Origin of the sequence: Planobispora longispora, from assembly GCF_016863135.1 — a bacterium.
Lineage (GTDB): Bacteria > Actinomycetota > Actinomycetes > Streptosporangiales > Streptosporangiaceae > Planobispora > Planobispora longispora.
The window spans coordinates 172,640-186,685 of record NZ_BOOH01000012.1; the positions used below are offsets into that span (position 1 = coordinate 172,640).

Sequence of the window (14,046 nt, forward strand, 5' to 3'; positions counted from 1 at the left end):
CACGCCGGGGTCCATAGTGGCCGATATCCGGCATTCCCGCTAGATCATGATTTAAACAAATATTTAACACAAAATCAGCCCCCTGCCGTCTGGAGGATGCGATGCCCCTCACGATCCTGTTCATGCCGGAGAGCGCCTACGGGCCGACGAACAACTGCATCGGCATCGGTGACATTCTGCGTAAGCGCGGTCACCGGGTCGTTTTCGCCGCTGAAGCCTCCTGGAAGGGGAAGCTGGAGGCGCTCGGCTTCGAGGAGGACCTGGTCGACCTGGCTCCGCCGTCCGAGGAGGAGCAGGACGCGGGGCAGTTCTGGAAGGACTTCATCCGGGACACCGCGCCGGAATACCGCAAGACGACCGCCGAGCAGCTGGAGACGGTGACCAAGCCGATCTGGGACGCCCTCATCGACGGCGTGAAGTACTGCGAACCGCAGCTCAAGGCGATTATCGAGCGCGTTCAGCCGGATGTCATCGTCGAGGACAACGTCATCACTTTCCCGGCGCTTATGACCGCGGGCAAGCCGTTCGTGCGCATCGTCTCCTGCAATCCGCTGGAGGTCCGCGGCGAGAATGCGGCGCCGGTCTTCTCCGGCCTCCCGGCCGACGACCGCTCGGAGTGGGACGCCTTCCGCGCCGAGTACGACCGCACCCACCGCGAGGTCTGGACCGCCTTCAACGAGTGGTGCGTCGCCCAGGGCACCGCGCCCCTGCCCGACCTGGACTTCATCCACGAGGGCGACCTGAACCTGTACGTGTTCCCGGAGATCGCGGACTACACCGACGCGCGCCCGCTCGGCCCGAACTGGCACCGCCTGGACTCCTCGGTCCGCGAGACCGACGACGCCTTCGAACTGCCGGAGTCGCTCGCAGGCGACGGGGCCCTGGTCTACTTCTCGCTCGGCTCGCTCGGCTCGGCCGACGTGGAGCTGATGCAGCGGGTGATCGACGTGCTGGGCACCACCCCGCACCGCTTCATCGTCTCCAAGGGCCCGCTGCACGAGGAGATCAAGCTCGCCGACAACATGTGGGGCGCCGAGTTCGTCCCGCAGACGAAGATCATTCCGATGGTGGACCTGGTCATCACGCACGGCGGCAACAACACCACCACCGAGGCGCTGCACTTCGGCAAGCCGATGATCCTGCTGCCCCTGTTCTGGGACCAGTACGACAACGCCCAGCGCATGCACGAGCTGGGCTACGGCGTCCGGCTGTCCACCTACGCCTTCACCGACGAGGAGCTGACCGGCGCCCTCGATCGGCTCCTGGGCGACACCGGGCTGCGCGCGCGCCTGGCCGCCGCCGGCGAGGAGATCCGCCGCCGCGACGGCCTGCGCAAGGCCGCCGACCTGATCGAGCAGGCCGGCGCCTGACGTTTTCGAGCACGAGCAAGGACGTTCCATGGGTAAGTTGATCAATCCGGCGACCGGCGAGCTCGTCACGGAGGCGGCCGTCACCCCGGTCACCGAGGTGGCGGCGGCCGTACGGCGGGCGCGCGGGGCCTTCGCCGAGTGGGGCGCGGCGACCCCGGCCGAACGGGCCAGGGTGCTGCTGCGCTTCGCCGACCTCGTCGAGGCCGACGCCGAGGAGCTGACCCGGCTGGAGGTGACCGAGACCGGCAAGCCTGCGGCGGTGTTCCGCGACGGCGAGCTGCCCTTCGCGGTCGACAACCTCCGCTTCTTCGCCGGGGCGGCCCGCTCGCTGGACGGCACCGGGGCGGGGGTGTTCAGCGCGGGCTACACGTCGGTGCTGGTGCGCCGCCCGGTCGGCGTCGTCGCCTCGATCGCCCCGTGGAACTTCCCGCTCGTGATGGCGGTCTGGAAGATCGGGCCCGCGCTCGCCGCGGGCAACGCGGTGGTGATCAAGCCCGCTCCGCAGACGCCGGGGACCACCCTGCGGCTGGCCGAGCTGTTCGCCCGCGCCGGCGCCCCGGACGGGCTGCTCCAGGTCGTGCTCGGCGACGCCGAGGCCGGCCAGGCGCTGGTGACCGACCCCGGCGTGGACATGGTGAGCGTCACCGGGTCCACCGAGACCGGCCGCGCGGTCATGCGCGGGGCCGCGGGCTCCCTGAAGCGGGTCCATCTGGAGCTGGGCGGCAAGGCGCCGGCGCTGGTCTTCGGCGACGCGGACCTGGCCGGGATGGCCAGGGGCGTGGCGATGGGCGCGACCTACAACACCGGCCAGGACTGCACGGCCGCCACGCGGGTCTACATCGCCCGCGAGGTGTACGGCGACGCCGTCGAAGCGCTTCACGGCACGCTGGCCGGGATCAGGGCCGGCGACCCCTGGGACCCGTCGACCGACATCGGCCCGCTGATCTCCGCCGGGCACCGGGACCGGGTGCACGGCTTCGTCGAGCGCGCGAGGGCCGCGGGCGCCGCGGTGCTGTGCGGCGGCGCCCCGGTGGAGGGGTCCGGCTTCTTCTATCCGCCGACGCTGGTCGACGGGGCCCGCCAGGACAGCGAGATCGTCCAGGGCGAGCTGTTCGGCCCGGTGCTGGTGACCCTGCCCTTCGACGGCGAGGACGAGGCGGTGCGGCTGGCCAACGACACCCCCTACGGCCTGGCCTCCTCGGTCTGGTCCCGGGACGTGGCCCGGGCGCTGCGCGTCTCGCACCGTCTCGACGTGGGGGTGACCTGGGTCAACGACCACCTGCCGATCGCCTCGGAGGCCCCGCACGGCGGGGTGAAGGGCAGCGGCTTCGGCAAGGACATGAGCCAGGAGGCGGTCCAGGAGTACTCGGTGACCCGGCACCTGATGATCAAGCATCAGGCCCCGGAGGCCAGGGACTCGTTCCGGCCCGCCTAGAAGTGCGGGTGCTTCCTGCACCGGCGGCCCCGTTTATAGGGATCTGCACCACCAAATCGATCTAAAAGCGATATAAAGGATGTGCTCAAATTGCGTGCGCGGCTTCCCCGCCCGGCGATGGGTTACGTAGACCAGTGAAGACACAAGACCGCCGGAACCGCCGTGCCTCAGGGGCGGCCGCCCGGTTCCTACCGGCGAACTGGCGCGTCCGTCCCCGTCTGGTCGCGCTGATCCTCCTCCCGACCGTGGCGGCCGTGCTGCTGAGCGGCCTGCAGCTCACCACCGCGCTGGCCACCTCCACCGAGTACCGCCGGATGTCCGAGGTGGCCACGCTCGTCGAGCGGCTGGGCACGCTCTCCCACGAGATGGCCCAGGAGCGGGACCTCACCGCCTGGTACATCGCCGACAACCGGCGCCCGGCCCGGCTGTCCGCCGTCAAGAAGCAGCGCGAGACGGTCGACAGGGCCGGCGACGAGGTGCTCAAGGCGGTGGCGTCGATCACCGACGACCACGCGGCGCGGGTGCGGAGCGAGGCGTCCCAGGTGCGCCGCTGGCTGCACGGGCTCCCCGGCCTGCGCAACCTGATCACCGAGGGCAGCGTGCTCCCGCGTGCCGCCCTCGGCATGTACTCGCGAATGATCGCCGACTTCGTCACCCTCCACGACGACCTCGGCCGCAGCGGCGGCGACGAGCGCCTGATCGGTGACGCGCTGGCGCTGGGCGCGCTGACCCGGGCCAAGGAGCAGCTCGCGCGGCAGCGCGGCATCCTGCTCGTCGCGCGCCTGGAGGGCGGGTTCGACTTCGACGACCCGGCCGACTTCCTCGGCTCGTACAAGAGCCAGGTGAGCGAGGTGGCGGCCTTCCAGGCGACCGCCTCGGCCGCCCAGATCCGGCGCTTCCGCGAGCTGGTCAGCGGCGCGAAGGTCGACCGGGCCGACGCCATGCGCGCCCTGGTCATGGCGCGCATGCGCGAGAACAAGCCCCTGGGCGTCGTGGGCATCCGCACCTGGTTCGACTCCGCCAGCGCGGCGGTGGACGGCATGCGGACCCTCGAGAGGGACATGGCCGCCGCGGTCGTCGCGCGCAGCCAGGAGATGCAGAGCGCCGAGCAGCGCAGCGCCATCATCTCCGGCGGCGCGATCCTCGTCCTGCTGGTGCTGACCCTGTTCATCACCTCCTGGGCGGTCCGCTCGCTGGTCCGCCCGCTGCGCAGGCTGCGCAGCGAGGCGCTGGAGGTGGCCGGATCCAGGCTCCCCGACACCGTCCGCGCGCTGCGCGACTCCGGGGACCCCACCTCGAAGATCGAGGTTCCCTCCATCGGGGTGACCTCCCTCGACGAGATCGGGGAAGTGGCCCGGGCCTTCGACGAGGTCCACCGCGAGGCCGTACGGCTGGCGGGCGACGAGGCCCGGCTGCGCGCGAACGTCAACGCGATGTTCGTCAACCTCTCCCGGCGCACCCAGTCGCTGGTGGAGCGCCAGATCGACCTCATCGACGACCTGGAGCAGGGCGAGCAGGACGACGACCGGCTGGCCAGCCTCTTCAAGCTGGACCACCTGGCCACCCGCATGCGCCGCAACTCCGAGAACCTGCTGGTCCTCGCGGGCCAGGAGCAGAGCCGCCGGTGGAGCGAGCCGGTCCCGCTGGGCGACGTGGTGCGCGCCTCGCTGTCGGAGGTGGAGAACTACGAGCGGGTGACCCTCCGGGTCGAGTCCGGCACCCTGATCATCGGGCAGGCCGTCAACGACATCGTGCACCTGGTCGCCGAGCTCGTCGAGAACGCGATCTTCTTCTCGCCGCAGGACACCAAGATCATGGTGACCAGCAACGGCAACGAGATGGGCAGCGTCATCGTGGCGGTCACCGACCAGGGCATCGGCATGAGCGACGAGGAGCTGATCGAGGCCAACCGCCGCCTGTCCGAACCGCCCTCGGTGGACCTGTCGGTCTCCCGCCGCATGGGTCTGTTCGTGGTCGCCCGTCTGGCCCAGCGCCACGGCATCCGCGTCCAGCTCCGCCGTCCGGAGACCGGCGGCCTGAGCGCCGTCGTCCTGCTCCCCCCGCAGGTGGTCGCGCAGGCCATGGCGCCGCAGCCGATCATGTCGGGGGCCCCGCAGCCGGGCACCGTGGGGGCGCTCGGACGCGAGGCCGACCCGTTCGCCGGGGGGCTGCGGCAGGACCCGTTCGGATCGGCCTCCATGCCGTCGGCCTCCATGTCGTCGATGGAGATGTCCTCCTTCACCCATCCGCCGGCGGAGGACCCCTTCGCCGCCTCCGGCTCCTTCGGGGCATCGGGTTCCTTCGGGGTGTCCGGCTCCTTCGGGACGTCCGATTCCTTCGGCGGGCGTCCGCGCGAGGAGCGGCCCCCCTTCGGCATGCCCCCGATGGACGACACGCCGTTCGGCGCGCCGCCCACGCCGAGGGCCGCGGCCGCGCCGCTGCCGGCCCCGGCGGCTCCGCCGGTCCCGTCGGTCCCGATGGACGCCGCGCCTCCGGCCGCTCCCGTCGGGCCCACGCCCTCCATCTCGGACCTGTGGTCCAAGCCGGTGGTGTCGGCCTCGGAGGTGGAGAGCCTGTGGTCGTCGCCGTTCACGCCGGCCCCGGCGCCGTTCCCGGCCGCGCCGGAGGCGGCCCCGCCGGGGCCGCCCGCGTCCTTCCCGCCCGCGTCGTTCCCGCCCGCGGCCGCGGCGCCCCCGGCGCCGTCCTGGCCGGACGCGCCTCCGGCGCCGTCCTGGCCCGACACGTCCGCGGCGGACGGCTGGGGGACGCACCGGCAGGAGCCGGGTGAGAACACCCAGACGCTGCCCGCGGTGGGGGTGTCGCCGACCGAGCCCGAGCCCGAGGAGTTCCTGCCCATCTTCGAGGCGGTGGGGTCCGACTGGTTCCGCCGCAGCGTCCCGGAGACCGGGGCCGCGGCGGGCTCCGGCGCGGACCTCGGCTCCGACGCCGGTCCGGGCGAACCGGAGGCCCGCCCGGCCGAGCCGGAGTCCCGTCCGGCGGAGTCTCCGCGACCGCCCGCCGAGCGGCAGGAATGGAGCGGCAGCTCCGCCGACCAGGGATGGGCCGCGGCGCAGGCGGCGGCCAAGCCCGCGGAGGGCGGTCTGACCGGCGCGGGACTGCCCAAGCGGGTGCCCAAGGCCAATCTGATCCCGGGGGCGGCTCCCGCCGCGCCGGCCACGCCGGCGCCCCCGATGCCCCCGCTCTCGGCGGAGCGGGTGCGCAGTCGTCTGTCCAGTTTCCAGCAAGGATCACGGCAGGGCCGTGCTGAGATGAGCGAGCGGTCCAAGGCCGTCGAGGGAGACATGCAGTGAACCACCAACTCAGTCAGGCCGCCCGAGGGTTCAATTGGCTGATCACCGAGTTCGTCAAGGAGATGCCGGGCGTCGCCCACGCGGTGATCGTCTCCACCGACGGCCTCCCGCTGGCCTACTCCCAGGGATTCCCGAAGGACCGCGCCGACCAGCTCGCCGCGATCACGGCGGGCCTGATCAGCCTGACCCAGGGGGCCGCCCGGGTCTTCGAGGGCGGCCCGGTGGTGCAGACCGTGATCGAGATGCAGCGGGGGCTCCTGCTGACCATGTCGGTCAGCGACGGCTCCGCCCTCGCGGTGCTGGCCGCCCCCGACTGCGACATGGGCTTGGTGGCCTACCAGATGACGCTTCTGGCGGAGCGTGCGGGCCAGGCGCTGACGCCTGCCCTGCGCGCCGAGCTCCAGGCGTCCCAGCGGTAGCGGATATCACTCGCGGAACGCTGGGACAACAACCGAAAAGGAGGGATAGCATCCGATGAATGAGCCGCCGCCTCAGGCCAAGAGCGGGAGAGATCGCCTGATCCGCCCGTACGCTGTGACCGGGGGAAGAACCGCTCCTCGGACGCAGCTTGCGCTCGAGGCGCTGGTCTCCTCGGCGACTGCTCCGAGCGTGGATCCCTCCATGCTCTCGACGGAGTACCAGGCCATCACCATGCTGTGCCGGCAGCTGCGTTCGGTCGCCGAGGTCTCGGCGCTGCTGCGCATGCCGTTGGGTGTCACCCGCGTGCTGATCGCGGACATGGCGGCCGAGGGCCTGGTGCAGATCCACCATCCGTCGCTGGATGCCGGAAAGCCGGATCTCAGCTTGCTTGAAAGGGTGCTCAGTGGGCTTCGCAGGCTCTGACGCCGGAATGGCCTCGGCCGGGATGACGTCGACGAAGATCGTCGTCGCCGGCGGATTCGGTGTCGGCAAGACGACCTTCGTCGGGGCTGTCTCCGAGATCATGCCGCTGACCACGGAAGCGGTCATGACGGAGGCGAGCGCGGGGGTCGACGACCTCTCACAGATCCCGACGAAGCGGACCACCACGGTGGCGATGGACTTCGGCCGGGTCTCGCTGGATCGCGACCTGATCCTCTACCTGTTCGGCACGCCGGGTCAGCACCGGTTCTGGTTCATGTGGGACGACCTGGTCAAGGGCGCGATCGGGGCGATCGTTCTGGTCGACACCCGGCGCCTGGCCGACAGCTTCCCGGCGATCGACTACTTCGAGGAGGCCGGCCTCCCGTTCGTCGTCGCCCTGAACGGCTTCGACGGCGATCACCTGCACGGTGAGGAGGAGGTGCGGGAGGCTCTGACGATCTCCCCCCACATCCCCATCGTCCGGACCGACGCCCGCTCCCGTGACGCGGTGAAGGCCACGCTCATCACCCTGGTCGAGCACGTCCTGACCCTTCGCGTCTGAGGCCGGAGGCTCGAGCCCCGGAGACATCCGGGGCCGCCGCCCCCGTCCGCCCGCCGTACCCGGCGGGCGGACGGGGGCGGTCTTTTTTAATTCCGCTTCAAAAGCGACGGCCGTGAAGTCTCGTGACGGCCTCGAAGGCGAGGTGGGGAGGGATCCGCAAGAGCCGGGAAAGCTCTCGGTTATTTCTGCCCTTGTTCAATGAAGGCCGTCGAATGTGACGGGCGCCCGGAATCCGGAATCCATCGGCGATCGACGGCCCCGTCATTCCGCAGGGGCGTGCGCTACCATCCTGCCGGTCCTTTGAAAAAGATCGCTCGCGGGAACCGTGCGATCCGGTCCCGCGCCGGTCGTCAATGCGTCCGCGAGGCTCCGCCGCCATTCATCGGCGCGGTTCTCGCGGCGTCCGGGGAGCGGGTTCCCGGTCGGCGCCCGAACGCGCGGGAGGCCGTGCCGCGGACCTCTGGCAGACATCGAGGAAGTCATGCGCGTACTGATCATCGGTGCCGGCGTCGGCGGTCTCACCACCGCGCTGAGCCTGCACGCCGCGGGGATCGAGTGCACGGTCGCCGAGTCGGCCGCGGAGCTGCGCCCGCTCGGCGTGGGGATCAACATCCAGCCCCACGCGGTCAGGGAGCTCACCGAGCTGGGCCTGGGCGACCGTCTCGCCGGGATCGGTGTGGCGACCAGCTTCCAGACCTACACCGACCGCTTCGGCGGCACCATCCTGGCCCTGCCCCGGGGCCGGGCGGCCGGATACCGCTGGCCGCAGTACTCCGTCCACCGGGGCCTGCTGCAGATGGCGCTGCTGGAGGCGGTGCGCGAGCGGATCGGCCCGGAGGCGGTGCGGACGGGACTGCGTTTCGGCGACGTCCGCGAGGAGGCCGGGGGAGTCGTGGCGTCGTTGCGGGACGTGCGCACCGGCGGGCGGGCCGAGATCCCCGCCGACGTGCTGGTCGGAGCCGACGGCGTGCACTCGGCCGTACGGGCGCGGCTGCATCCCGGGGACGGGCCGCTGCTGTGGAACGGGGTCCGGATGTGGCGCGGGATCACCGAGGGGGAGCCGTTCCTGGACGGGGCCACGCTGGTCGTCGCCGGCTCGAACCGGTCGTGCAAGTTCGTGGCCTACCCCGTATCGCCCGACGGCAGGCAGATCAACTGGGTCGCGGAGGTGAAGGTGGACCCCGGCGGGCCGGTCCCGGCCGCCGACTGGTCGCGCGAGGGGCGCCTGGAGGACGTCCTGCCGCACTTCGCCGGGTGGACGTTCTCCTGGCTGGACGTGCCCGGCCTGATCGCCGGGGCGGGGCGCATCCTGGAGTATCCGATGGTGGACCGGGACCCCCTGCCCTCGTGGGGCCGGGGCCGGGTGACGCTGCTCGGCGACGCCGCCCACCCGATGTACCCGGTCGGCTCCAACGGCGGTTCGCAGGCCGTGCTCGACGCCCGCGCGCTGGCGCGCTCGCTCGCCGCCTCCGGACCCGTCGAGGGCCTGGCCGCCTACGAGCGGGAGCGCAGGACCGCCACCACGCCGCTGGTCCTGGCCAACCGCGAGATGCCCATGGAGCGGATCCTCGCCCTGGTGGAGGAACGGGCCCCGCTGGGGTTCGGGGACGTCTCCGAGGTGCTCACCGCCGAGGAGATCGCCGAGATGGCGGCCGGTCAGCGGCGGATGACCGACATGGACGTCACGTTCCTCAACGAGCGCCCGTCCTGGAGCGTCGTCCGGGACGCGCCGCCGGGGCGGGCCGCCGGGACGAGGGCCTGAGGCGGGCCCGAACGCGGCGGCCGGCGGCGCGGGCGCCCGCGCCGCCGGCCGTGGCACCGCCGCGGTCAGACGGGCAGCGCCTCGATGATGCTCGACCCGGCGGTCAGCTCGACCTGCCGGTTCAGCCGGAGACCGGCCTTGCCGAGCAGCTCGCCGTACTCCGACGCGCTGCGCTCCATGCCCTGGCCGAAGATGGCGAGCATGCGGATGTCCACGTCCTTGGAGACGTGCGGGGAGTCGTCGTCGGGCACGACGAACTCCACCAGCAACACCCGGCCGTCCTCGGCCATGGCCTCCCGGACGTTGCGCAGGATCCGCACCGCGTCCTCGTCGGACCAGTTGTGGATCACGCTGCCCAGCATGTAGGCGTCGGCTCCGGCCGGGACGGAGGCGAAGAAGTCACCGCTGACGCATTCGCACCGGTCTTCAAGACCGGCCTGCGCGAAGAAGTCCCTCGCGCCCGGGACCACCTGCTCAAGGTCGAACAGGACGCCGCGCACGTTTGAATGGGCCTTCAGCACGGCGGCGAGCACGTGCCCCTTGCCGCCCGCCACGTCGACGAGGGTCCGCACCCCGGAGAAGTCGTAGCGGGCGGCCACGGCCTCCGCGAACGGCCACGCCCGGGCCACCATGTAGTCGTCGAACAGCCGTCCCGCGACGGGGTTCGAGGCGAGGTAGCCGCTGTACAGCGGCCCGTGCCGCTCGACGAAGGCCGACTTCCCGGTGCCCACGGTCCGCGGGAGCGCGCCCAGGCCGTACCAGAAGCCCTCTTCGCCGATCATCCGTACGGCCGGGCGCAACGAGTTCGGCACGTCGCTGCGGAGTGTGGCACCCGCCTCCGTCAGCTCGTACACCCCCGGCGCCGCCGTCCTGACGATTCCCATGGAGGCGAGCTGGCGGAGCACCCGGCCCAGCGCCGACGGGTCCGCGCCGCAGCGGGCCGCCAGCTCGCCCGTGCTCAGCGGCCCCTCCCGCAGGTGGTCGGCGCAGCCCAGCTCGGCCATCACGGCCAGGGCGGCGAACCGGGACACCCCTCCGATCGCATCCCATACCGGTGCCTGTGGGTCGTCCATTGGCAAGTCCTCTCTGATCATCAGGAAGCGGCGCCCGGGTCGTCGCGCATGCCGCGGACCAGGCGGCCGACCTCGGCACGGAGGTGCACGAACTCGGGATTCTCCCGGGTGGTGATCTGGTCGCGCGGGCCGGGCAGGTCCACCCGCAGGTCGCCGACGACCGTGGCGGGGGCCTTGGACAGGACCACGACCCGGTCGCCGACGTAGACGCTCTCGTCGATGTCATGGGTGATGAGCAGGATGGTCATGTCGTGGTGGCTGCGCACGCGCAGGGTCAGGTCCTCCAGGTCCTCGCGCGTCTGCGCGTCGACCGAGCCGAAGGGCTCGTCCATCAGCATCAGCGCGGGCCGGTAGGCCAGGGCGCGGGCGATGGAGACGCGCTGCTGCATGCCGCCGGAGAGCTGCCACGGGTATTTGCCCTCGGCGCCGGCCAGGCCGACCTGCTCCAGCGCCTCCGTCGCCGCCTCCCGCCGTCGCGGCCGGTCCATGCCCTTGCGCCGCAGCGGCAGCGCGACGTTGTCGCCCACCGACATCCACGGGAAGAGGGAGCGGCTGTAGTCCTGGAAGACCACGGCCAGGTCGTCGGGCGTCCGCTCGACGGGCTTCCCGCCCAGGGTCACCGTGCCGCCGGTCGGGTGCAGCAGTCCGGCGATGGAGCGGAGCAGGGTGGACTTGCCGCACCCCGAGGGGCCGACGATGCACACCAGCTCGCCCTGGGCGACCTTCAGGTCGACGCCCCCCAGAGCGTGGTGGGCGCCGGGCCCGCTGCCGTAGACGTGGGTCAGGTTCGAGATCTCAAGCACAGCGGGTCCTCAGGTTGTACGGTTGGCGCCCCGGTGCCAGGACAGCACACGTCGCTCGGCCACCAGGAAGGCCGAGTTGAGCAGGTATCCCAGAACACCGAGGACCACGATGGTTCCCCAGACGCCGGGCAGGTCGTAGGACCTCTGGGCGTCGAGGAGCTGGAAGCCGATGCCGTTGACGCTGCCCACCAGCTCGGAGATGACCATCAGGATCAGCGCCAGCGACAGGCTGAGCCGCAGGCCCGCGAAGATCTTGGGCATCGCGGAGGGCAGGATGACCCAGAACAGTCGCTGGCTCCGCGACAGCCCGAAGACCGTGGAGGTCTCCAGGTGCTGCCGGTCGACGTGGCGCGCGCCGTCGCCGGCGTTGAGCAGGATCGGCCAGATGATGCCGGACGTGATCGTGACGATCTGCATCTGCGCGCCGATGGAGAACAGCGCGAGGAAGAGGGGAAGCAGGGCGGGGGGAGGGATGGCGCGCCCGAACTGGATGAGCGGGTCGATGAACCGGGACAGCAGCGCCGAGCGCCCCAGCATGACGCCGAGGACGATGCCGATCACGCTCGCGAGCAGCCATCCGACGAAGAGCCGGCCGACGCTCGTGGGGATGTTCTCCAGGGCGGCGTCGGTGAGCCAGAGCCGCTCCGCGGGGCCGGAGAACCACATCTCGTGCATGCGGGCCACGATCGTCGTGGGCGGGGGGAAGAAGACGTCCTCCGCCGCGCGGGTGGCGACCTCCCAGGCCACCAGCACGACGGGCACCAGCCACAGGCGGCCCAGGGCGCGCAGGAACCGCATCACCGCGCTCCCTCCGTGCGGGCCAGGTGCCAGTGGAACAGCCGCCGCTCGGCCAGGGTGAACAGGCTGTTGGAGATCACTCCGATGGCCCCCGCCCAGATGGTCGCGGCCACGGTGTACTCCAGCGCGTCGGGGCTGCTGCCGGCCTCCAGGATGAACGTGCCGATGCCGCTGGACCCTCCCGCGAGCAGCTCGGCGCTGATCGCCAGGATCAGCGCGATCGCGGCGGCCAGCCGTACCCCGGTGGCGATGAACGGGGCCGTGCTGGGCAGGGACACCCGCCACAGCACCGCCATCGGCCCGAAGCCGAAGCTGCGCAGGGTCTCCTTGGCCAGCGGGTCGACGTCTTTGAGGCCGTACATGGTGTTGATCAGAACCGGCCACCAGGCGGCGTAGACGATCACCGCGACCTTCATGTCGAACCGGTCGGAGAACAGCAGGAGAGCCAGGGGGATCAGCGCCACGGACGGGATCGGGCGCAGGAACTCCAGCACGGGCCGGAGTGACGTCTCCACCCACGGCAGGGTGCCGAGCAGGAAGCCGACGGGAACGGCGATCAGGACGGTGAGCAGGAGGCCGACCGCCCAGGCGCCCAGGGTGGAGGCGACGTCGGCGAGGAAGTCGACGTCCGCCGCCAGCCCGACCGCGCGGCCGACCACGGAGGAGGCCAGGGGGAACACGATCGGGTCGATGAGCCCGGTCCGCCCGGCGAGCTCCGCGAGACAGAACAGCCCTGCGACGCCGATGGCGCCGCAGAGCAGTCTGTTGTCGAACAGGGAACGTCCTGTCATCAGCCGTTGGAGTCCGGGAGGATGGTCTTGGCCGGGATCGCGCTCTTGAGGTAGCCCTGCTCCACCATCAGGTCCGAGACGCGCTGCAGGCGGGTCTCATCGAGGCTGGTGGGGAAGGAGCCGAGCGTGATGACCGCGGCGGTGGCGGCGTCGATCTTGGTGTAGGTCGGCAGGATCTCCTCCACGGCCTTGCGGTCCGAGGCGGAGATCTGCTGGGCCTTGGCGAGACCGCGCTGGAAGGCGGCGACGGTCTTGGGGTGCTTGGCCAGGAACTCCTCGGTGACGACCACGCCCGCGATGGGGAAGTCCGCGGTGGGGCCGGTCATGGTGTCGGCGAGCTTCTGGGCGCCGATGTTCTTCTGCACGGCGGTCAGGTGCGGCTCGGTCATCCAGGCCGCGTCGACGACGCCCTGCTGGAGCTTGCCCGCCATGTCGGGGAAGGGGAACTCCAGGAAGGTGACGTCCTGCTCGGTGAGGCCGTGGGCCTTGAGAACCGAGGTGACGGACAGCGTGCCGATGTTCCGCTTGCTGTTGACCGCGATCTTCTTGCCCTTGAGGTCGGCCGGGGTCTTGATGGGGGAGTCCTTCGGCACCATGATGTTGAAGGAGTTGGGCGTCGCCTGGTACAGGTCGGCGACGATCTTCAGCTTGTTGCCGGCCGAGACGGCGAGGAAGGTCGAGACGTAGTTGGTCTGCGTCGCGTCCAGCGAACCGCCCATGAGACTCTGCTGGGCCTGCGCGCCGCCCTGGACGGTCTCGATGTTCACGGTGAGGCCCTCTTCCTTGAAGAAGCCCCTCTTGTTGGCGATGTAGAGGGCGGCCGAGTCCGGGATCGGCAGCGCGCCGATGGTGATCTCGGCCTTCTCCAGCCCGCCTCCTCCGCTTGCCTGGGCCGTGTCGGCGGGCTCCGAGCCGCCGCAGGCGCTGAGCGCCAGTACGGCGGCGACTCCTATGACGATGGCCCGGCTCGCGAGTCTGAACCTCATCAGCTCTCCTTAGCTGCATTGATCACCTCGGCGGGACTCGGCGAAGCGCGAGGCGGCGTGAGAGAGGGTCCCGGGAGGCAGATGATCAAGGGGGTGTCGATCGTGGATCAGAGTAGCGGAGAGAATTGCTCGAATAACAAATATCGCCTATCAGGATAAAACGGTCATAATAGGATTTATGCCGTTTTACGGACGGTCGTTGGTTTTGTCGCCTTTGGGGGCGATCCGGAGGGATGTCCGTTCACCGCGGGAGAGGTTCGCCGACGCGCCGGAGGGCTCTGTCCGGTTGGGGGAGCGGTGTGACGGTTGTGG

Annotated in this window: 12 protein-coding genes; 7 read left to right on the forward strand and 5 right to left on the reverse strand. The window is 71.0% G+C overall.

The window, feature by feature from the left end; genetic code table 11:
* Window positions 1–101 precede the first annotated feature (101 nt).
* From Plo01_RS06745 to Plo01_RS06775, 7 genes are all read left to right on the forward strand, one after another.
* A complete protein-coding gene (locus tag Plo01_RS06745) occupies window positions 102–1,370 on the forward strand; it encodes a glycosyltransferase (RefSeq protein ID WP_203889629.1) in 1,269 nt (422 codons plus the stop codon).
* Window positions 1,371–1,398: 28 nt separating this feature from the next.
* The gene (locus Plo01_RS06750) at window positions 1,399–2,805 is read left to right on the forward strand and encodes an aminobutyraldehyde dehydrogenase (RefSeq protein ID WP_203889630.1); all 1,407 of its coding nucleotides are present in this window, start codon (window positions 1,399–1,401) and stop codon (window positions 2,803–2,805) included.
* A 134-nt stretch (window positions 2,806–2,939) separates the two neighbouring features.
* Entirely contained in the window at window positions 2,940–6,116 is a 3,177-nt protein-coding gene (locus tag Plo01_RS40870) for a sensor histidine kinase (RefSeq protein WP_203889631.1), read from the forward strand.
* Complete coding sequence (locus Plo01_RS06760; protein ID WP_068921764.1) at window positions 6,113–6,535, forward strand: roadblock/LC7 domain-containing protein; 423 nt, start codon at window positions 6,113–6,115, stop codon at window positions 6,533–6,535. The genes Plo01_RS40870 and Plo01_RS06760 overlap by 4 nt, the downstream gene beginning before the upstream one ends.
* A gap of 55 nt (window positions 6,536–6,590) precedes the next feature.
* Window positions 6,591–6,959 carry a DUF742 domain-containing protein gene (locus Plo01_RS06765; RefSeq protein ID WP_203889632.1) on the forward strand — a complete coding sequence of 123 codons (369 nt, stop codon included), beginning with the start codon at window positions 6,591–6,593 and terminating at the stop codon, window positions 6,957–6,959.
* A gap of 22 nt (window positions 6,960–6,981) precedes the next feature.
* On the forward strand, window positions 6,982–7,521 hold the full coding sequence (locus Plo01_RS06770) for a GTP-binding protein (protein WP_203889633.1): 540 nt from the start codon (window positions 6,982–6,984) through the stop codon (window positions 7,519–7,521).
* A gap of 481 nt (window positions 7,522–8,002) precedes the next feature.
* Window positions 8,003–9,283 (forward strand): flavin-dependent oxidoreductase, encoded by a 1,281-nt coding sequence (locus tag Plo01_RS06775; RefSeq protein WP_203889634.1) that lies wholly within the window; start codon window positions 8,003–8,005, stop codon window positions 9,281–9,283.
* 65 nt (window positions 9,284–9,348) lie between these two features.
* On the opposite strand, the gene Plo01_RS06780 is transcribed toward Plo01_RS06775, so the two are convergent.
* The 5 genes from Plo01_RS06780 to Plo01_RS06800 are packed head-to-tail and all read right to left on the reverse strand — an operon-like array spanning window position 9,349 to window position 13,734.
* A complete protein-coding gene (locus tag Plo01_RS06780; RefSeq protein WP_203889635.1) occupies window positions 9,349–10,356 on the reverse strand; it encodes a methyltransferase in 1,008 nt (335 codons plus the stop codon).
* 20 nt (window positions 10,357–10,376) lie between these two features.
* On the reverse strand, window positions 10,377–11,159 hold the full coding sequence (locus Plo01_RS06785; RefSeq protein WP_203889636.1) for an ABC transporter ATP-binding protein: 783 nt from the start codon (window positions 11,157–11,159) through the stop codon (window positions 10,377–10,379).
* 9 nt (window positions 11,160–11,168) lie between these two features.
* Window positions 11,169–11,957, reverse strand: a complete 789-nt coding sequence (locus Plo01_RS06790) for an ABC transporter permease (RefSeq protein ID WP_203889637.1) — start codon at window positions 11,955–11,957, stop codon at window positions 11,169–11,171.
* Window positions 11,957–12,748, reverse strand: a complete 792-nt coding sequence (locus tag Plo01_RS06795) for an ABC transporter permease (RefSeq protein ID WP_203889638.1) — start codon at window positions 12,746–12,748, stop codon at window positions 11,957–11,959. Before Plo01_RS06795 ends, Plo01_RS06790 begins: the two co-directional genes overlap by 1 nt.
* Entirely contained in the window at window positions 12,748–13,734 is a 987-nt protein-coding gene (locus Plo01_RS06800) for an ABC transporter substrate-binding protein (protein WP_203889639.1), read from the reverse strand. Before Plo01_RS06800 ends, Plo01_RS06795 begins: the two co-directional genes overlap by 1 nt.
* Between the last annotated feature and the right edge of the window lie 312 nt (window positions 13,735–14,046).

Bases quoted from the DNA above. Each gene is read 5' to 3' on its own strand.
- Plo01_RS06745 (WP_203889629.1), top strand. From the start codon at position 102: ATGCCCCTCACGATCCTGTTCATGCCGGAGAGCGCCTACGGGCCGACG.
- Plo01_RS06750 (WP_203889630.1), top strand. From the start codon at position 1,399: ATGGGTAAGTTGATCAATCCGGCGACCGGCGAGCTCGTCACGGAGGCG.
- Plo01_RS06765 (WP_203889632.1), top strand. From the start codon at position 6,591: ATGAATGAGCCGCCGCCTCAGGCCAAGAGCGGGAGAGATCGCCTGATC.
- Plo01_RS06770 (WP_203889633.1), top strand. From the start codon at position 6,982: ATGACGTCGACGAAGATCGTCGTCGCCGGCGGATTCGGTGTCGGCAAG.
- Plo01_RS06775 (WP_203889634.1), top strand. From the start codon at position 8,003: ATGCGCGTACTGATCATCGGTGCCGGCGTCGGCGGTCTCACCACCGCG.
- Plo01_RS06780 (WP_203889635.1), bottom strand. From the start codon at position 10,356: ATGGACGACCCACAGGCACCGGTATGGGATGCGATCGGAGGGGTGTCC.
- Plo01_RS06790 (WP_203889637.1), bottom strand. From the start codon at position 11,957: ATGCGGTTCCTGCGCGCCCTGGGCCGCCTGTGGCTGGTGCCCGTCGTG.
- Plo01_RS06795 (WP_203889638.1), bottom strand. From the start codon at position 12,748: ATGACAGGACGTTCCCTGTTCGACAACAGACTGCTCTGCGGCGCCATC.
- Plo01_RS06800 (WP_203889639.1), bottom strand. From the start codon at position 13,734: ATGAGGTTCAGACTCGCGAGCCGGGCCATCGTCATAGGAGTCGCCGCC.